The following is a 19,245-nucleotide window of genomic DNA, read 5'->3' as shown; positions in this document are numbered from 1 at the left end:
AAACCATGGATAAACGAACAAAAAATCTCTCGTATTTTGTTTGTTCATCCACTAAAAATATGCGAACAGTATTGCTTCATTCAATCCTGTTCTTACAAGTCAAAAGCATCGAATCGTCCTCGTACGATTCAACAAAAAAAGTAGTCGTTTTTGGACGACTACTAAGTTCTAAACATTCATTACCCAAAATCAATTTGGTCTAACGTCGTTTCTCGACTAGCTTGATCTAATCCAAGATACGTTAAGGTCATAGCATCACTTGAATGGTTTAATAAATGCATCACTAAACCAATATTATAGTTTGACTACGTATAGCCCCGATAGGCGCCTGTTTTACGCATGGTATGCGTTCCTAGATAGTTAATTCCTAAAAGATCACCAACTCGTGCCATAATCTTATAAAACTGTTTCTCAGTAATAGGACGATCAGGACGAGAAGTTGAAGGAAATAACCACTCTGAATTCATATTTTGTTGGATGAGCCATGCATGATAAAGCGTTAAATCTTGTTGGACAGGTTTTAAATATAACGTATTTCCCTTACCTGTTTTTTGATCATGAATAAATGCAGTTTGTTTGACTGTTCCATCAAGATTAAAGACATCTGTTTTTCTTAATTTCATGACGTCACTCACACGTAGCAAGGGTGCTTTCCCAGCTTGGAAAATTGTACAGTTGCGACGACCAGCACGAAAACTATCAAGTAGTGTATCCTGCACCATTTTTAAGATATTTGAATCTTTGATATAAAGATAAAGAACGCTCCATTGATTTCAGTTTTAAAAATCGATTAGAAGAAAAACTAAGTGATTACGTCGTAATTTTAGAAGCTGGAAAATTGACAACAATGGGAATTATTAATGCTCATAAAGAATTAGCTATAATTGGAAGTGACGTTAAAGACTGGTCTACTTACTCTTCCAGTAATTACCTGAAATAAAATTCAAAATAATTTGTAGAATTAAACCTAGCATTTAAACAGTGTAAATTTATAGTAAACTTCATTGATATATAAGCGTTTGTGATAATTTGGTTTACAGTTAGATGAAAATAAAACAAAATCAAAACTATATAAAAAGTCACTAAAAATGAGTTCAGCAGGCAGGAAATGGCACCTTAAGTGGTGCTTATTTTTTTTAAAAATTTTTGTACATTTTTGAAGTTAGGTCAAGTAATACTCCAAGAAGTTCATTATGATCACCAATCATATCAAATAATTGGTCTTCTGATAAAACACCACATTTTACTGGGATCTTTTCAATTTCCATATATTCAAACCATTTTTCACTACCATAAAAATTTTTTAATTCAATATAATTATTGTAAATTGAGTTAAATTTTTCAACACTATCCATTAAATTAGTTAAGACTGGCATAAAAGTGTCATATTTGTTTTCCATTTGTTGAATCAGCTCTATATCTTTGTTATCCATTTGAGAATCCTCACTTTTTTAGCAATTATCTCAAAAAGCAATTTTTAATGCAATCATTAGTATTTAATAAAGTTATATTTAATGTTGAGATTGCCATTCTAAGCACGTCTAGATCACTGGAATGAGTGATTGCGCTTGATATTGTGCCAATTGGAAGAGATTCAAAAAATTGTATTTGTGATCTTCGTTTTGCGAAGAATCAACCGACGTCGGTTGATATTGGTGTTATCTTAAATTAGAGTATGTATTCTATTTTTGATATGTTGGTATGTACAAACATTTGGATATTTCGAAACGTTACTAAATTTGTGTACGTTCACAAATTGGAAGTCGATTTCTATTATCTGACAACGTTATCATATTTGACTGTTGTCCAACGATTGGACAAGTATATAGCGCTCTATTACTTAAATGTTGCCAATTGTCAACATTTGGAAGCTCCTTAGCAACTTTCATAAATCTATGGGCTTCGGATCTTTCAATATTTATTTTTTTGAGCCAATTTATAAAATCACCATGTGCCAAATCATTTTCTTTAACATGATTTAACCTGCGACCAATTTCCCAAATTGATTGCCTTTAAAATGATTCATTACTCTGTCCCCTCTGTTTTTTTTCTCAATTTTACACTAAAATAGATTTTTTGGAAAACTTTGCAACAGAACCAAAATGATAAGGTTCAACAACAAAATCATTTTTTATACTAGGACACAGTTAATGATATGTTTTGTACTATTCGGTACAGAATGTTTGTGTTTCAAAAAAGAAGATGTTAATATAATTATACCAGGTGGTACAAAACAATGTTGTTAGATACAATCTAATCTAACCATTTGTTTCTAAAAATATGGAGGTGTACAACTTGAGAAATACGAAAGAAAAGATATTGACGGCTACAGAACAGCTTATATATAAAAAAGGTTATATAGGGACTTCTATTAATGATATTTTAGATGAAACTGCGACAGGCAAAGGGCAATTCTATTATTACTTTGATTCAAAAAAAGAAGCTAGCCTAGCAGTCATCGATAATCATGTTAAAATTTGGCAAAAACATTTGCTAAATGGAATCCTATCGAGAGATGAAAGTCCACTGACAAACTTGAAAGAGATGCTGGATTGGATTTACAGTGATCATGCGCAAAAAAAAATATACTACGGCTGTCCTGTAGGTAATCTCGTTATTGAACTTTCCACCCTAGATGAGGATTTTAGAAAACCTCTTGAACAACTATTTTCAGATTTACAAAAAAAAATTGCAGAAAATCTATCAGCTTTAACAGGACTGCCGGTGAAACAAAATCTTCCTGCAGCACATGCAATTATTGCTCAAATTCAAGGAAGTCTTCTACTCTTGAAAGTGACTCAAGATTTAAATGTTCTGGAATCAAATTTTGATTTATTAAAAACTAGTTTTGAAAAAGTGGGAGAAAAATAATGAAAAAATTGGATATGATAGTTATCGGATCAGGTCCTGCCCCGCCTACTACTGTGATACGACGTAAATCTTTATGTCAGCAGTTGAATCTAAAGAAAAAGTCAAGATTTTGCAGGTCGATGCGATTCGGAGAGGATATCCCATTGCCGATGTTTAAAAAAGATGGAAAAGTTGTCAAACATTCATAGACGTTCGTGGTAAGGGAATACTTAAGCAACTCATTACAGAATTATCATAAAAATTTTATATTTAAAGGAGAACAAAATATTCAATAACAAAAATACAGCATTCGTCGTTACAGACCCACAAGTCGAATTCCTCAAACCAAAAGGTGCAGGATATGGTCTAACAAAAGATATCCTCAGAAAATATCATACCACTGAGAATCTTACAGAACTCTTCAAACATGCTAAAGCAAAAGGCTATAAAATCTTTATTTCACCACATTACTTTTACGACCATGACCAAAACTGGTAATTTGGTGGTCAAGGCGAACAAATGATGTTGAATAACAAAATGTTCCATCGTGAACACCAGTATCAAGAAACAGTGAAAGGTTCAGGAGCAGACTTCGTGGAGGAACTCAAACCTTACTTGGATGAAAATACTATCATCACAAGCCTCCACAAAATCTTCGGTCCCGAATCAAATGACTTGGTGCTTCAACTCCGTAAAAACGGCATTGATACTGTTATCTTGGCTGGAATGAACGCAAATCTCTGTGTGGATTCACACTTGCGTGAACTTGTAGAATCAGGTTTTCACGTTCACGTTGCAGCTGACGCAACAGGAGCACCTGGTCAAGAAGCCTATGATGCAGCAATAACAAATTTTGGATTTGTTGCAGATCGCACCATGAGTACAGCAACAGTTCTTGAAGAGCTTTGAAGCAATAGGTAAACAGGCAAATTAAATGAAAGTAATATTTGATGAACTAGCTACTGAAAAAATTAAAAGCTTCGGTGATGTGGTAAATCTATCGTGGATAATTAGTTAGTTTAAAACTAAAATTTGGAGGTTTTTAAATGAAAAAAATAGACGTAAAAAATATCGTTGTTGGTTTTGGTAAAGGTGGAAAGACCTTGGCCAAATTCCTTGCTGGAAAAGGAGAAAGTGTCGTCGTTATTGAACAATCACCTCGAATGTATGGTGGGACTTGTATCAACATCGGCTGTATTCCATCAAAATCTTTGATTGTCAACGGTGAAAAAGGTTTGAAATTCACAGAAGCTGCAGAAAAAAAGCGATGCTTACAGGTAATTTGAATCTAAAAAATTATCACATGATTGCAGATGAAGCAACAGCTGAAGTTATTGATGGCAAAGCAAAATTTGTCTCTGATCACGAAATCGAAGTGAAGGATGCTGAGGGTGAAGTCATTGCACAACTAATTGGCGAACGTATCTTTATCAATACTGGCGCGACACCTGTCTTGCCACCAATTTCCGGACTTGTGGACAGTAGAAATGTTGTGACTTCAACCGAATTAATGGATTTGAAGCAGCTTCCTGAACATTTGACGATTATTGGTTCTGGTTATATTGGTCTTGAATTTGCTTCAATGTTTGCAAGTTACGGATCAAAAGTAACAGTTCTTGATATTTTCGATAACTTCCTTCCTCGTGATGATGAAGATATTTCGAAGTTGGTTCGTTCCGACCTTGAATCTAGGGGGATTATCTTTAAGCTTGGCGTGAAGATTGATGCTATTACTGACAATAGCGTTGAAATAATAAATAAAGAAGGCAAAAAAGTTTCAATCTTATCAGATAAAATTTTGGTTGCAACAGGTCGCAAACCCAATACTGCTGGACTTGGACTTGAAAACACTAATATTCAACTTGGTCAACGTGGAGAAATTGTGGTCAACGATAAACTTGAAACCACTGTTCAAAATGTATGGGCACTTGGGGATGTGCATGGCGGTTTACAATTTACTTACACTTCCCTTGATGATTTCCGTATTGTAAGTAATAACCTTTATGGAGATGGTAAGTGGAGTCTGTCCGACCGAAAAAATGTACCAACCTCTGTTTTTATCACACCTGCCTTGTCTAAAGTTGGCCTTAATGAAAAAGATGCTGAAGCAGCGGGCATCGATTACCGTCTCTTCAAACTTGCTGCGACATCCATTCCAAAATCAGCTGTCTTGAATCAGTCTAAAGGCTTACTCAAAGCTTTGGTTGATCCAGAGACAGACAAAATTCTTGGTGTTACAATTTACGCAGAAGAATCTTATGAAACAATTAATCTCATAAGTCTTGCGATTGAAGTAGGCTTGCCTTACACAGTATTGCGTGACAAAATTTACACTCATCCAACCATGACTGAAGCATTAAATGATTTGTTTGCCGCTAAAAATGAAATAAAATAAAATAGTCAAATTTGATGGAAATCGAGTATGAGTTACTGACATACTACCAATAACTTTTTATATCTTGATAATTAAAACGAAGGTTTTTAATAGTTATTTTAAGTCAATTTAATGAATGCCCGATTAGCCTTGAAAAGTTGAGCAATATGAGCAGATTATGACAGTTTTATGAGAAGGTGAGAGTGTTTATCTTTCTTAATTAAACGAGATGACAAAAAACGAAGTTGTGATAAAATAAGGGTAAAGAAAAAGGACTTGCGCTAACAAGTCCTAGTGTAGCCGATTAAAAGTCGGTGGCAGTATAATGTTCTAAGAACCGTTAACTTACCAAAGTCAGACGGTTCTTATTTTTTTGTGACTTTTTCAATCAATAAAACGATAAATGTAAGCAAACCAACGAAAAAGCACTGAAAAAGCACTAAAGAAATTAAAAAATGAATTTTTCACTCCCTTTAATGCTTGAATAGTCCTATAAGCTCATATGTTGCCTTTTAAGCCCTTTTAAATGGCTTTGAGTAGAATTATGCCACTTAAATAATAAAAAGTCTAAAATCTCATTTTATAGGCTTTTTATCATTTTCAAAATTGATACCATTTTTTAGAACTTTGATTATTCGCCTGTTCCTGTCCTTTTATTTTATCATTTAAGACTTCTATTTGCTTTTTAAGGGCTTTAAAGCTATCATTCTCTGCCTTGTATTCTTCCAGCAATTTTTTATCTTTTAGGGCTAAACGTTGTTGCTGATCTAGCAGATTTTGCATTTGTGCAATTTGAATGTTTTTATTTTCTATTTGTTTATCTTTAACTGCTAATTGTTTATCCCTATTTTTCTTAACTTCTTCAATTTCATTTAACAAATATTGATTAATATTCGGTTCTTTTTGTTTGTCGGTTTTTGTTTGTCAATGATTTTATATGATATTGAATAGCTTGTTTGGAAACACCTAACTCATCCGCCAGCTCTTTAATCGTTTTCAATCCTTCACTCATTGTTTTTACCTTGTATCTTTTTAGGCACACCAATTGTAAAAGCATCAAATAATAATAAAATAACTGCAAATATCCAAACTATATTATTCAATATAGTTTCAGAGTGAAGACAATCCAATGATTAATGTAGGTAAATAATTAAAAATAGACAAAAAAATAGAGCCCTCTAGGTCTCTTAATTTAAGCACTTTTGCTAATTTTTTTATATTAAGACATGCGAAAGTAAGCCCAATTTTCATGTGCATTTTTTCTTTTCCTGTTCCAAATAACCTCTCAATCGTCTGTTTACGATTATTATAGATAGATTTCATTCCAATGGAATGACGTATGTCTTCACATCGTTCCATATCATCTTCCCATAAATGACGTTGAACTTGCTTTCTCTTATCCTTTGACTGCGTACATTTATTTATTAAAGAACATGTCATACAATCATGAGGGTTACTTTTATATTCTCGATAACCATCTCGATTAGTTGTCGTATAAGTTAATGTTTTCATATTGGGACAAATATATTGATTATAGTATTCGTCATAAACATAATCATATTTTTTGAAAAAACCTTTCTTGGTCATGGGTCTCTTGTATGGAAAAATAGATGTTAAGTTATCTTGAAATAACAAATGGGCAATACCTGGTGTCTTGTAGCCTGCATCCATCACTAATTTATTCAGAGTGAAATGACTTTTTAATTTATTGTAAATAGAGATAAAAGTACGACTATCATGTTGATTACCTGGATGCGTTGTATATCCTAAAACCCATCCGTGTCGTCCATTAGACTGATCATATTTATCCTCAACAAGTTGATAAATAAAACTAAAATCGACGTATTTATCAATATCTCTTAAAAAATGTTCCTGTGAAACTAAGTCTTCTAATGAATAAAAACCTATTTGATTACGTTTACTCATATCTTGTTTTTTCAACATTAATAGTCACTCCTTTCTTCTATCTTAACAAAAAAAGATAAAGTATCGAAATTTATCAATACTTTGTCTACAGTCTGAAGCAACTATGATAAGTGGATGCTTTTTTCTATTTGTAACTTTGCATGATGGTATCAATACCAGAGATGGTGGCATACCTAAATCCTTCTTTTTCTAAAGCAGTGATACCTTTAATAGTTGTACCGCCAGGAGAGGTTACACCATCTTTTAATTCACCAGGGTGTTTGTTAGAGTCTAGTAGTAAATTAGCTGATCCACTTACCATCTTGGCAGCAACAGTATAAGCTAATTTTCTGTCCATACCATGTAATACTGCCGCATCTCCTAGAGCTTCCATAAAGACGTCAACAAATGCTGGTCCGCATCCTGCCAATGTACCAAAAATATCAATCTTATCTTCAGAAATTTCTTCTACCGTTCCCAAAAGACTTAAACAATCATGGATTGCGATTTTATCAAGATTACTTATTGACTGTGAGTAAGCAATACCAGTAATACCTTGATTGATTTGTACAGGTGTATTGGGGATAGCTTGAGCGATAGGGTAAGTTCCACCTAAAGCTTCCTGCATTAAGGAAATAGGGACACCAGCTGATACTGAAATAATAGGAAGGTCTTTGTTTAAATGATTTTTTAATTCGTTTATGACTGGAAGAATAATAGGTGTTTTAACGGCTAAAAAAATCATATCCACTTGGTCAAAATCTTCTAAATTATCAGTTAGGTTAAAAGGAATATTTTGTTGTAGTTTTTTTGCTGTGTCCCCTTTACCCCCTTTTACAAGAATATCTGTTGGAGAAATATTATTTGAGCGAACCCACCCTTTAATCATAGCTCCTCCCATATGGCCGGCGCCAAATATACCGATCTTCATATATCATCCCATCTTTCTTTTAAATAGTTAACCAATTTAGTATAGAACGTAAAATTATTTGTGACAACTAATTTTATAGTATATCACTTTATGATATACTATAAGGACATTTAAACTAAAGGAGTGGGTTGAGTGGAGTTAATCATACAAGACGTAGTGAAAAAGTTTGATGATAAAGTGATTTTAGATGAAGCGAGTTTTCAATTTGAAAAAGGCAAAATATATGGATTATTAGGTCGAAATGGAGCGGGTAAAACGACACTTTTTAATTGTATATCAAAAGATTTATCCATTGACTCAGGGACGATTCAGTTGAAAGAGGACATGATAGAGCATGATTTTTCTGATCTAGAAGTTGGGTTAGTTCATGCTACCCCAACTCTACCAGATTTTATGACAGGTTATGAATTCATTAAGTTTTTTATTGATATGAATAAAGAAAAAATGCCCAACGTCCGCACACCAGATGAGTATTTAGCAAAAGTTGGGATAAAAAAAGAGGATCGCCATCGGTTACTGAAAGACTACTCGCATGGGATGAAAAATAAAGTTCAGATGATTGCTACGATGATGGTGCAACCACCTGTCTTATTATTGGATGAACCATTGACGAGTTTTGATGTGGTTGCAGCTCATGAAATGAAAGAATTGATTTTATCAATAAAAAAAGATTCCGTTGTGATATTCTCCACTCATATTTTACAGTTAGCACAAGATTTATGTGATGAGATTGTGGTGCTTCATAAAGGTAAATTAACAGGGTTTGATCCAACTAAAATTCATACGAATAGTTTTGAAGCGGATATTGTTGCCATGTTATCTGATGAAGAGGGTAAATCTCAAGATGCAGTGGTTGAGGTGATAGGTGAGTCAGATGATAAGTAATGTTAGGTCAACCCTCACAGAATATATTTTATTGCAGTTATTTAAAGGGACTATCTTTATTAATGGTTTGTTTTATTTTATTGGTAGAATTCCTTTTATTGGTAAAATTGTTCCTGTTAGAATGGTTTATGCGGATTATCCCTTAAAGAAAGTATTCACCTATATTAAGTTTGCTATTTCAACAGCAATTAAAGTCATAATAGGTATCATTCCTTTCTTTGTCAGTTCATTTTTAGCTAATGTTGTATTTAAAGAGAGTCAGTTATCAAGTTTTGATATTTGGTTAGTTGTCTTTGCGTTTTATTTGCCAATATTTGGCTCATTATTTAGTGTTCCTGATAAAAAAGATGTGTTGTTTATCACTAATTTTCGAATTAATAAATCTTCTCATTTGAAAAGAATGACTCTGTTGGAACTATGCTTTGATTTAATCATCGTCACCATTGCGTTGATTGTTATGAGTCTGTTTAATAGCTTACCGGTTATTTTAACCACATTATTAGGGAGTAGTGCTTATGTGTTTTTTAGTATGATTTGGCTAAGAATAGATTTACCACTGACACTACAAAAATATCCATGGATAAAAAAAGTTGCGATATTGGTAGTGATGTTGGCATTAGTTATTGGATTTTGTTTCACCATGTTATCTTCTTTTATGAGTTTTTTATTTTCTAATCTATTGGTAATAATAGGACTCATTATTTTTAACTTTCTGGCGAGTTGGTTAGTGGCCAAGAATTATTTATCTTATCCTCGTTTTTCATTAGTAGCCGATAAAAAAGTTAGCTCATCAATGTATGCCTTTGAAGCCGATGATAAAGAATTGAAAAATAAAACTACAAACTTTACTGAAGGCGTAGGCTTAACAAAAAAAATGAGCATTGATGAACAGGCGAACTTCGATGATTTGTCAGGAAGTGCTTACTTAAATGCATTATTTTTTAGTCGATTTAAAAAAGGACTGGGTAAGGGATTGCTGATTAAAGTAATCAGTATTAGTGTATTAGGCTTAGCTTTAGTAGTAGCCAGTCAGTTTTTTCCATTAATGTCTGGTGTCGGTGAGTTAGAAGAATTTATGTATCGCCTTGTCCCATCACTCTTTTTTGTTTTATATTTAACGTCAGTTGGTAAAAGTGTGGTACAAAGTTTATTTATGAATTGTGATATCTCCATGTTGACGTTTCCTTTTTATCGAACAAAAGAAGCAATAATTAGTGGATTTCTCGCTAGGTTTAAAAAAATCCTGTTTTACAATAGTATCGTGAACGGTGTTTTATTAGTTTGGTTAATCTTATTTAATTTACTAGTTGTTGGGCTTAATTCCATCCATTTGATTGGGCTTGCTCTTTTAGTCATCATAAGTTTAACGTTACTTTTTTCGTTTCACGAATTATTTGTTTATTATATCCTTCAACCCTTTACAAGTGATTTTCAAGTAATCAATCCTATTTATAAAGTAGTGAATGGTGTCTTTTATTTGTTTGCCTATATAAATTTACAACTTAAAACAACAGGACTTTACTATGCATTAGGATTGTCTATTGTGTCGTTATTGTATGTTGCTATTGGGCTAATTGTGATAAAAAAAGTCGCACCCAAAACGTTTAAATTAAAAAATTAAATGTTTGTACTTGTTTTATATTTATAAAGGTGTTATAAATATAACTGTAGATAAATAAAAGATAATTGTTGAGAAAGACACCGATATGTGAGGGCTATCTGACAGGGAGGAAAACATAATTGAGAGTTTTCCAGATAAGTGCACGTGTTGACCACTTTCGAAAGTCGAGTTGAAACTTGACCGGTCGTACCGTTAACACGCTCGAGGAGACATAGATTTATGTCTTAAATATTAGGTGGAACCACGATGATTCGTCCTAGTAGGTCAATATGACTTACTAGGGCTTTTTTTTATTTAAACAATTAAAAGGAGACGATAGTATGATTAAGATTACTTTTCCAGATGGCGCTGTCAAAGAATTTGAGAGTGGCTCATCAACATTAGATATTGCAAAAAGCATTAGCAATTCTCTAGCAAAAAAAGCTTTAGCAGGTAAATTAAATGGCGAATTGATTGATTTAGAGCGACCAATCGAAGTGGATGGATCAATTGAAATCGTGACACCAGATCATGAAGAGGCGTTAGGAATTTTACGTCACTCAACAGCTCATTTGATGGCAAATGCGATGAAACGTTTATACCCAAATATTCATTTTGGTGTTGGACCAGCGATTGAAAATGGATTTTACTATGACACTGATAATGGTGAAGAGGTTATCTCTGAAGAAAACTTAGAAGCGATTGAAAAAGAGATGATGGCGATTGTAAAAGAAAATAACCCAATCGTTCGCAAAGAAATTTCTCGTGCCGATGCTTTAGAGTTGTTTAAGGAAGATCCATATAAAGTGGAATTAATTACTGACCTACCAGAAGATGAAGTGATTACTGTTTATGAGCAAGGTGATTTTGTTGATTTATGTCGCGGGGTTCATGTGCCATCTACTGGACGCATCCAAATCTTTAAATTATTGTCAGTTGCCGGAGCATACTGGAGAGGAAACTCTGATAACCACATGATGCAACGTGTATACGGAACTGCATTCTTTGATAAAAAAGCATTAAAAGAATACATCAAAATGCGTGAAGAAGCGAAAGAGCGTGACCATAGAAAACTTGGTAAAGAATTAGACTTATTTATGTTAAGTCCTGAAGTTGGTTCTGGTTTACCATTCTGGTTACCAAAAGGTGCGACAATTCGCCGTACAATCGAACGCTACATTACGGATAAAGAAATCAGCTTAGGGTACCAACACGTTTACACACCCATTATGGCAAACGTTGAATTTTACAAAACTTCTGGTCACTGGGATCATTACCATGAAGACATGTTCCCACCAATGGACATGGGAGATGGCGAAATGTTAGTATTACGTCCAATGAACTGTCCACATCATATGATGGTTTATAAAAACGATGTTCATAGTTACCGTGAATTGCCAATTCGTATCGCTGAACTTGGTATGATGCACCGTTATGAAAAATCAGGTGCGTTATCAGGATTACAACGTGTTCGTGAAATGACATTAAATGATGGTCATACATTTGTTCGTCCAGATCAAATCAAAGATGAATTCAAACGTACATTAGAATTAATGGTTGCCGTATATGAAGATTTCAATATTACAGATTATCGTTTCCGTTTAAGTTACAGAGACCCAGAAAACACTGAAAAATACTTTAATGATGATGAAATGTGGGAAAAAGCTCAAACAATGCTGAAAGAAGCCATTGATGAATTAGGGTTAGAATACTTTGAAGCAGAAGGCGAAGCAGCATTCTATGGCCCTAAACTTGACGTGCAAGTAAAAACTGCCTTAGGAATGGAAGAAACATTATCAACTATCCAATTAGACTTCTTATTACCTGAACGTTTTGACTTAACTTATGTTGGAAAAGATGGCGAAAACACTCATCGTCCAGTCGTTATTCATCGTGGTATCGTGTCTACGATGGAACGTTTTGTGGCTTACTTAACTGAAGTGTATAAAGGCGCATTCCCAACTTGGTTAGCACCAGTGCAAGGAACAATCATCCCAGTTAACTTAGACTTACATAGTGACTATGCCTTTGAAATCAAAGAGCAATTAAATAGTTTAGGCTTACGTTTTGAAGTGGACGATCGTAATGAAAAAATGGGTTACAAGATTCGTGAATCTCAAACTCAAAAAATTCCATATCAAATTGTTGTGGGAGATAAAGAGTTAGACAACGGTGAAGTAAATGTCCGTAAATACGGAAGCAAAGAAACTGAGACAGTGAAATTACCATTATTTGTTGAATCAGTGGTTGCTGAAGTGAAAAACTACAGTAAATAGTACAAAAAAAGACCAAGTCGATTGTGGCTTGGTCTTTTGCTTATTTCAGTGCATTTTCTAAATCATTAATCAAATCGTCGCAATCCTCAATACCACAAGATAGACGAATTAACGTTGAGGTAACACCCATTTTGATGCGTTCTTCTTCAGGCATACAGGCATGTGACATGGTCCATGGATAAGATAAAATCGACTCAACACCGCCAAGACTGACAGCCACAATAGGGATTTGACATTTATTAAAGAAATCAGCGACTTTATCTTCACAACTTAACTCAAAACTTAAAACAGCACCACCAGATTGTGTTTGTGATTGATGAATGTCTGATTGAGGATGAGTTGCTAGTCCAGGGTAATAGACAGATTTTATTTCATCGTGATTTGATAAAAAGTCTGCGATTTTAGCTGCATTTTTAACAGATTGTTTCATGCGAAGACCCATTGTTTTAACCCCTCTAAGTAATAACCACGCATCTTCAACGCTTAAAATACTTCCTAATGCTTTTTGATGTTTTTTGAGCGTTGAGTAGAGTTTTTCATCATTTGTCGCAATGAGTCCGGCTAAAATATCACTATGGCCATTAATAAATTTTGTGGCACTGTGAATGACAATATCGACCCCAAAATCGAGTGGTTGTTGGTGAATAGGTGTCATAAATGTGTTGTCACAAGCAGTTAAAATTTGATGTTTTTTTGCTAAATGACAGACAGATTTTAAATCTGTAATCGTTAACAATGGATTTGATGGTGTTTCTAAATAAAATAACTTGGTATTTGGTTGGATGGCATTTTCCCATGCTGAAACATCGGATTCATCAACGAACGTATGTTTCACGCCGAAACGTGTTAGAAATTCCGTCACAATCTGATAAGTACCCCCATAAATGTTTTTTCCAAGGATAAGATGGTCTCCTTGAGATAACATAAATAAAACAGAATTGATAGCTGCCATACCTGAAGAAAAAGCTAGGCCGAATTTGGCATTTTCAAGTGAAGCAATGCATTCTTCAACAGCTGTGATGGTTGGGTTACCAAACCGAGTGTAGTTGTATCCAGTATGATGGAAGACATCATCTTGATGGAACGTGGATGTTTGGTATTTTGGAATAGAGGCTGATCCAGTTTCTTTGTCGATAACGGAATAACCATGTAGTAATTTTGTATTGATGTTCATAAAATCCCCTCCAATTTTATATAAGTTAATTTTATTCTGTTAATACCTTGAACGTAACACTCACATGTATGCGCTGTCAATTAAATTTTAAGTAAAATTTCGTATTAAAAAACGTTCATATGAATAACATTTCAAATAAATCATCATTTTTGAGAGCAAATTTTTTAAAATGATAGATAATTTGTGTATAATGACAACTATAAATTAGGAATGGAGGTTAAATGATGTGGACATTACTTGAATCTATTGTTCTTTATTATATATCGTGAATTAAACGTTGAATTTTTACATCAGGTTAAATTCTGATAAATGTTTAAGTTAAATAAATGAGTTCAGATATGATTGAAGGATAAACAGTGTAAGTATGGAAAATGATTTGTGAGATTATAAGGTATAGAGTAGGGCTTTATGTAATCGTACAATTGACATGTTTTTTTATTTAGAGTATTTTAATTGATTTATTGATATCATAACAAACATTTGTAAAATCCACTTTTTAAAGTAGTATATTCTCAAAAAGATTTTGTTAAAAGTTGAAATGATTCTTATTAAATAATTTTTCTGAAAATATTTTGAAACAAATGAGTTTAAAAAATGATTCTATCAGTGTAGACTGGTAAAAAAGGAGATGATATTCATGATAGATGTTCCATTTTTCTCACAATTTCTTAAAGTGAGTAATTTTTACACGTTGATTGCTATTGTATTGTTAGGTGCGGCAATGGTGTGCTTAAAAATGCTTAAAGACAAAAAAGTAAGTTTTTCTAAACGCATGATTATCGCTTTGATCATTGGTCTAGTACTAGGGATTGGTATTGATATGATCAGTAACAAAAATGGTATTTACATTGATCATGCTAGAGGAGAAATATCTGCATGGTTTGGACTTATTGGGACAGGGTTTTTAAAACTAGTTCAGTTACTTGCTATTCCTGTCGTCTTTTTATCTATTATTAAAGTTGTTGTGGATGTACGAGGTGATCGTATTCGAAGTTTAACAGGTCGCACATTCATTACATTATTAAGCACAACAGCTATTTCTGCGATTGTTGGTATTTTAGTTGTTAAGCTATTTAATTTAAATGCGACTAGTTTTGCTGGAGACTTAACGGAACAAAAGACAGAATTTATGAATAATATTGCCTCACAAAGTTTTCCTGAATTCTTTTTAAATTTAATTCCTAATAATATTATTAGTGTAATGGGAAACAATGGGAGTATCGTATCGGTTGTTATTATTGCAGCGATGTTTGCCAGTGCAATTCGTTTCTTAAAGGTTAAAAAACCGACTGAAGTAGCTCCTTTTGTGACATTTTTAGATTCGCTACGTATTACAGTTAATTCTGTTTTGACAAACGTTATTAAATTAATGCCATATGGTGTGGTAGCTCTTGTAAGTAACACTATTATTTCAAATGGTATCCAATCTGTTGTTAGTATGCTAGGATTTATAGCGGCACTTTATACAGGAGTTATCATTATGTTATTGGTATATGTTGTTATTTTAAGTTTTATGGGTGTCAATCCAGTTATGTTCTACAAGAAAGCTTTTAATACATTGTTATTTGCTTTTTCTTCTCGTTCAAGCGTAGGAACATTACCTTATACTTTGCAAACACTTGAAAAAGACATGGGTGTATCAGGTGAAACATCAAACTTTGTTGCAACACTTGGAACAACAATTGGGATGAATGGATGTGCCGGAGTATTCCCTGCCATGCTTGGAACATTAGTTGCTGGAGCAGCGGGAGCTACTATGGACTTTTCATTCTTTGTGCTTGTTGTGGTTGTTGTGACAGTAGGTTCAATCGGTATTGCCGGTGTACCAGGAACAGCAACCGTTGCTGCTACTGTTACATTAAATGGATTAGGTTATGGTTCTGCTATTTCAAGTATTGGGGCTATATTTGGTATTGACCCAATTGTTGATATGGGGCGTACCATGTTAAACGTTGCCGGAAGTATGGTATCTGCGGTAGTCGTAGATAAATGGGAAGGCACGTTTGATAAAGATCAGTTCAATATGCCATCAAATCATACACAAATTAATGAATAATAAAAAGAGACGTTTATCGTCTCTTTTTTGTTTATCTAAAATCATGATTGTATTAGTGAATAGCGACCAGTTTTATGATAAACTAAGTGAGCAAGTTAAATGAAGGAGATAATCAATGACACAATTACATTATGTAGTAGAAGATAAAAAAGGAAGAATTGATAAAGTATTAGCAGAAGTTTTTTCAGATTATTCACGCTCTCAAATTCAGAGTTGGTTAAAAGAAGAGGCAGTGAATGTTAATGGAGAGATTGTTAAAGCAAATTATAAAGTGAAACAAAACGATCGTGTTGATATTACGGTACCAGAAGCAAAAGAATTAACCTTAGAACCACAAGATATTCCATTAGAAATTGTTTATGAAGATGATGATGTGATTGTGGTAAATAAACCTCAAGGAATGGTAGTCCATCCATCTATGGGTCATCCTGATGGAACGCTTGTTAATGCATTATTATTCCACGCAGGATCACTTTCAAGTATTAATGATGTGATCCGTCCGGGGATTGTTCACCGAATTGACAAGGATACATCTGGACTATTGATGGTGGCAAAAAATGATGCGGCACATATTGCGCTTCAGGATGAGTTAAAAGAACGTAAAACATTAAGAAAATATGTGGCGTTAGTTCATGGTGTCATTCCACATGAAAAAGGAAAAATCGAAGCACCAATAGGTAGAAGTAAAGACAACCGTCAAAAACAAGCGATCGTAGCAGATGGTAAAGAAGCAGTGACTCATTTTACCGTATTAGAACGATTTTTAGATTATACATTAATTGAATGTGTCCTTGAAACTGGTCGAACACATCAAATTCGGGTGCACATGGATTATATCGGTTATCCAATTGTTGGCGATCCACTATATGGTCCTAAGAAAACGATAAAAGGAAATGGGCAGTTTTTACACGCTAAAACATTAGCCTTTACGCATCCAACAACAGGAGAGCTGATGACCTTTGATTCTGAGTTACCAGAAATATTTACAAAAACATTGAAGGAAATCGAAAATAATGATTGATATTTACATATGAGTGCGTTATACTCAGTACAACAAAACAGAACAGTCCTTTAAGAGTAGTCCAGAGAGGCTAAGAAGGAGCGTGTAATATGTATTGATAAGGGACATTGTATCCTTATATCACTATGACTAAACACAACCCTCTTATTCTTTGATGGATGAGAGGGTTTTTTGTTTAAAAAATTTAGGGGGAACTTTAATGACTGAAAAAGTAGTAGTGGATGACATGACAATGAAACGAGCATTGACACGTATTACTTATGAAATTATTGAACGACACAAAGGCATTGATGATATCGTGTTGATTGGGATCAAAACACGCGGCATTTATCTAGCTAATCGAATTGCTGAGAGATTAAAACAATTAGAAGGAAAAGACATTCCTGTTGGCGAGCTAGATATTACATTATACAGAGATGATAATCATGTCAATGAACACGACACACCTGAAGTACATGCATCAAATATTCCCTTTTCAATAGAAGATAAAGAAGTCATTTTAGTCGATGACGTTATTTTTACAGGTAGAACGATTCGTGCAGCACTAGACGCTATCATGGATATTGGTCGTCCTGAAAAGATTTCATTAGCCGTATTAGTTGATAGAGGACATAGAGAATTACCAATTCGAGCTGATTACGTTGGCAAAAATATTCCAACGTCAAAAACAGAACAAATTATTGTATCTGTGGAAGAATATGATGGTAAAGATGAGATCAAAATTAAACAACTTAATTAAATAAGCTTTTTAATCGAGTACAGAGAGACTAGGAAAAGCAATAACAATTGGTGGAAAAAGTCAAACACCAACTTGTTTTCGCGCGCCTCGTTTCTAAAACTGAAACGAGGATTTTTTATTATAAAGGAGACTGTCAAATGAAAGAAAACTATAGAAACCCAGATGTTGTATTGGACATACATGATAAACCGAAGGGAATTAAATGGTTAGGGCTTAGCTTACAACATTTATTTACCATGTTTGGTGCCACAGTACTAGTGCCAATATTAGTTGGTATTAACCCAGGAATTGCCCTATTTAGTTCAGGACTTGGAACGATTGTGTATCTCATCGTAACAAAAGGAAAAATACCAGCTTACTTAGGAAGTAGTTTTGCGTTTATTGCAGCGATGCAAATGTTAATGAAAGATGATGGTTATCCGGCAGTTGCCTTAGGAGCTATCACAACGGGGATTGTCTACTTAATTGTTTCAGTCATTGTGAAGCGATCGGGATCAGCTTGGTTAGATAAATTGCTTCCAGCGATTGTGGTTGGACCAGTTGTCATGGTAATCGGCCTTGGGTTAGCTGGAAATGCAGCAAGTCAAGCGATGTATGCAGTAGGAGCAAATGGCGAACAAGTTTACAGTGTGAAATACATTGTAGTTGCCTTGATTACCATGTCACTAACGATTTTCTTTAACATGTATCTTAAAGGGTTTATGGGACTTATTCCAATATTACTAGGAATTGTGTGTGGTTACTTTATCGCACTTGCAGTTGGAATTGTCGATGTTGAGCCAATTAGACAAGCAGCATGGTTTGCTTTACCTGACTTTCAAGCACCGTTTGTGACTTACACACCGAAATTTTACTTAACCGCGATTGTGACCATGGCCCCTATCGCATTTGTGACGATGACAGAACACATTGGTCACTTGATGGTGTTAAATAAATTAACAAAACGAGATTTCTTCAAAGAGCCTGGTCTAGATAAAACACTTAAAGGTGATGGATTAGCACAAATCGTCGCTGGTTTAGTTGGCGGTCCTCCTGTTACAAGTTATGGTGAGAATATTGGGGTTCTTGCGATTACTCGTGTACACAGTGTGTTTGTCATCGGAGGGGCAGCAGCTCTTGCAATGGGATTAAGTTTTGTCGGAAAATTAACCGCGATTATTCAAAGTATTCCCAACCCAGTTATTGCAGGAATTAGTTTTATCCTATTCGGAGTGATTGCTTCAAGCGGATTGAAAATCTTGATTGATAATAAAATTGATTTTAACTTAAAACGCAACTTGTTGATTGCCTCAGTTATCTTAGTAGTGGGAATCGGCGGATTAACATTCCAAGTTGGAGCAGTAGCGGTTTCTGGTATGGCTCTGGCAACATTGTTTGGAATTATACTGAACTTGATTTTACCTGAAAAAGCGAAAAGCGAATTAGAATAAAAAG

General features: G+C 34.2%; 12 protein-coding genes and 6 pseudogenes. 10 read left to right on the top strand and 8 right to left on the bottom strand.

The window, feature by feature from the left end; translation table 11 throughout:
- Positions 1 to 179: 179 nt before the first annotated feature.
- The 3 genes and pseudogenes from AC37UB_RS02015 to AC37UB_RS02005 form a co-directional block, all read right to left on the bottom strand.
- Positions 180 to 722: pseudogene (locus AC37UB_RS02015) on the bottom strand (tyrosine-type recombinase/integrase).
- Positions 723 to 1,136: 414 nt separating this feature from the next.
- Positions 1,137 to 1,433, bottom strand: coding sequence for a DUF4298 domain-containing protein (locus tag AC37UB_RS02010; protein WP_490685257.1), 297 nt, complete (start codon positions 1,431 to 1,433; stop codon positions 1,137 to 1,139).
- Positions 1,434 to 1,733: 300 nt separating this feature from the next.
- Positions 1,734 to 1,994 (bottom strand): DUF3102 domain-containing protein, encoded by a 261-nt coding sequence (locus AC37UB_RS02005; RefSeq protein WP_490685373.1) that lies wholly within the window; start codon positions 1,992 to 1,994, stop codon positions 1,734 to 1,736.
- 286 nt (positions 1,995 to 2,280) lie between these two features.
- Here AC37UB_RS02005 and AC37UB_RS02000 point away from each other — a divergent pair, with 286 nt between their 5' ends.
- The 3 genes and pseudogenes from AC37UB_RS02000 (at position 2,281) to AC37UB_RS01990 (ending at position 5,245) form a co-directional block, all read left to right on the top strand.
- The gene (locus AC37UB_RS02000; protein WP_490685256.1) at positions 2,281 to 2,871 is read left to right on the top strand and encodes a TetR/AcrR family transcriptional regulator; all 591 of its coding nucleotides are present in this window, start codon (positions 2,281 to 2,283) and stop codon (positions 2,869 to 2,871) included.
- Between the two features lie 264 nt (positions 2,872 to 3,135).
- A pseudogene (locus tag AC37UB_RS01995) lies at positions 3,136 to 3,759 on the top strand (cysteine hydrolase family protein).
- 137 nt (positions 3,760 to 3,896) lie between these two features.
- Positions 3,897 to 5,245, top strand: a pseudogene (locus AC37UB_RS01990) (FAD-dependent oxidoreductase).
- Positions 5,246 to 5,824: 579 nt separating this feature from the next.
- On the opposite strand, the pseudogene AC37UB_RS01985 reads toward AC37UB_RS01990, so the two are convergent.
- The 4 genes and pseudogenes from AC37UB_RS01985 to proC form a co-directional block, all read right to left on the bottom strand.
- A pseudogene (locus AC37UB_RS01985) lies at positions 5,825 to 6,236 on the bottom strand (helix-turn-helix domain-containing protein).
- A 98-nt stretch (positions 6,237 to 6,334) separates the two neighbouring features.
- A pseudogene (locus AC37UB_RS01980) lies at positions 6,335 to 7,009 on the bottom strand (transposase); the annotation flags it as partial.
- Positions 7,010 to 7,012: 3 nt separating this feature from the next.
- Positions 7,013 to 7,150: pseudogene (locus tag AC37UB_RS01975) on the bottom strand (transposase); the annotation flags it as partial.
- Positions 7,151 to 7,274: 124 nt separating this feature from the next.
- Positions 7,275 to 8,060, bottom strand: coding sequence for a pyrroline-5-carboxylate reductase (gene proC, locus AC37UB_RS01970; protein ID WP_490685255.1), 786 nt, complete (start codon positions 8,058 to 8,060; stop codon positions 7,275 to 7,277).
- Positions 8,061 to 8,192: 132 nt separating this feature from the next.
- On the opposite strand from proC, the gene AC37UB_RS01965 reads away from it, so the two are divergent.
- From AC37UB_RS01965 to thrS, 3 genes are all read left to right on the top strand, one after another.
- Positions 8,193 to 8,945: an ABC transporter ATP-binding protein gene (locus tag AC37UB_RS01965; protein WP_117972368.1), complete on the top strand. Its 753-nt coding sequence runs from the start codon at positions 8,193 to 8,195 to the stop codon at positions 8,943 to 8,945.
- Positions 8,926 to 10,566 (top strand): hypothetical protein, encoded by a 1,641-nt coding sequence (locus AC37UB_RS01960; protein WP_147340773.1) that lies wholly within the window; start codon positions 8,926 to 8,928, stop codon positions 10,564 to 10,566. The genes AC37UB_RS01965 and AC37UB_RS01960 overlap by 20 nt, the downstream gene beginning before the upstream one ends.
- Before the next feature lie 320 nt (positions 10,567 to 10,886).
- On the top strand, positions 10,887 to 12,821 hold the full coding sequence (gene thrS / locus AC37UB_RS01955; RefSeq protein WP_490685254.1) for a threonine--tRNA ligase: 1,935 nt from the start codon (positions 10,887 to 10,889) through the stop codon (positions 12,819 to 12,821).
- 40 nt (positions 12,822 to 12,861) lie between these two features.
- On the opposite strand, the gene AC37UB_RS01950 is transcribed toward thrS, so the two are convergent.
- On the bottom strand, positions 12,862 to 13,995 hold the full coding sequence (locus AC37UB_RS01950; protein WP_242093501.1) for a trans-sulfuration enzyme family protein: 1,134 nt from the start codon (positions 13,993 to 13,995) through the stop codon (positions 12,862 to 12,864).
- Between the two features lie 637 nt (positions 13,996 to 14,632).
- Between AC37UB_RS01950 and AC37UB_RS01945 the strand changes: the two genes are divergently transcribed.
- From AC37UB_RS01945 to AC37UB_RS01930, 4 genes are all read left to right on the top strand, one after another.
- Positions 14,633 to 16,051 carry a cation:dicarboxylate symporter family transporter gene (locus tag AC37UB_RS01945; protein WP_241699029.1) on the top strand — a complete coding sequence of 473 codons (1,419 nt, stop codon included), beginning with the start codon at positions 14,633 to 14,635 and terminating at the stop codon, positions 16,049 to 16,051.
- A 115-nt stretch (positions 16,052 to 16,166) separates the two neighbouring features.
- Positions 16,167 to 17,072, top strand: coding sequence for an RluA family pseudouridine synthase (locus AC37UB_RS01940; protein ID WP_241699028.1), 906 nt, complete (start codon positions 16,167 to 16,169; stop codon positions 17,070 to 17,072).
- A gap of 199 nt (positions 17,073 to 17,271) precedes the next feature.
- Positions 17,272 to 17,811 carry a bifunctional pyr operon transcriptional regulator/uracil phosphoribosyltransferase PyrR gene (gene pyrR / locus AC37UB_RS01935; protein WP_071456897.1) on the top strand — a complete coding sequence of 180 codons (540 nt, stop codon included), beginning with the start codon at positions 17,272 to 17,274 and terminating at the stop codon, positions 17,809 to 17,811.
- 137 nt (positions 17,812 to 17,948) lie between these two features.
- Positions 17,949 to 19,241, top strand: coding sequence for a solute carrier family 23 protein (locus AC37UB_RS01930; protein WP_241699027.1), 1,293 nt, complete (start codon positions 17,949 to 17,951; stop codon positions 19,239 to 19,241).
- Positions 19,242 to 19,245: the final 4 nt, after the last annotated feature.

Source organism: Vagococcus changpingensis, from assembly GCF_058211775.1.
Note: the sequence above shows the minus strand (reverse complement) of the source record. Positions and strands in the feature narration are given on the sequence as shown.

Excerpts from the sequence above, each read along its gene's own strand:
- AC37UB_RS01945 (WP_241699029.1), top strand. The coding sequence starts at position 14,633 with ATGATAGATGTTCCATTTTTCTCACAATTTCTTAAAGTGAGTAATTTT.
- AC37UB_RS01950 (WP_242093501.1), bottom strand. The coding sequence starts at position 13,995 with ATGAACATCAATACAAAATTACTACATGGTTATTCCGTTATCGACAAA.
- thrS (WP_490685254.1), top strand. The coding sequence starts at position 10,887 with ATGATTAAGATTACTTTTCCAGATGGCGCTGTCAAAGAATTTGAGAGT.
- AC37UB_RS02010 (WP_490685257.1), bottom strand. The coding sequence starts at position 1,433 with ATGGATAACAAAGATATAGAGCTGATTCAACAAATGGAAAACAAATAT.
- AC37UB_RS01940 (WP_241699028.1), top strand. The coding sequence starts at position 16,167 with ATGACACAATTACATTATGTAGTAGAAGATAAAAAAGGAAGAATTGAT.
- proC (WP_490685255.1), bottom strand. The coding sequence starts at position 8,060 with ATGAAGATCGGTATATTTGGCGCCGGCCATATGGGAGGAGCTATGATT.
- AC37UB_RS01930 (WP_241699027.1), top strand. The coding sequence starts at position 17,949 with ATGAAAGAAAACTATAGAAACCCAGATGTTGTATTGGACATACATGAT.
- pyrR (WP_071456897.1), top strand. The coding sequence starts at position 17,272 with ATGACTGAAAAAGTAGTAGTGGATGACATGACAATGAAACGAGCATTG.
- AC37UB_RS02000 (WP_490685256.1), top strand. The coding sequence starts at position 2,281 with ATGGAGGTGTACAACTTGAGAAATACGAAAGAAAAGATATTGACGGCT.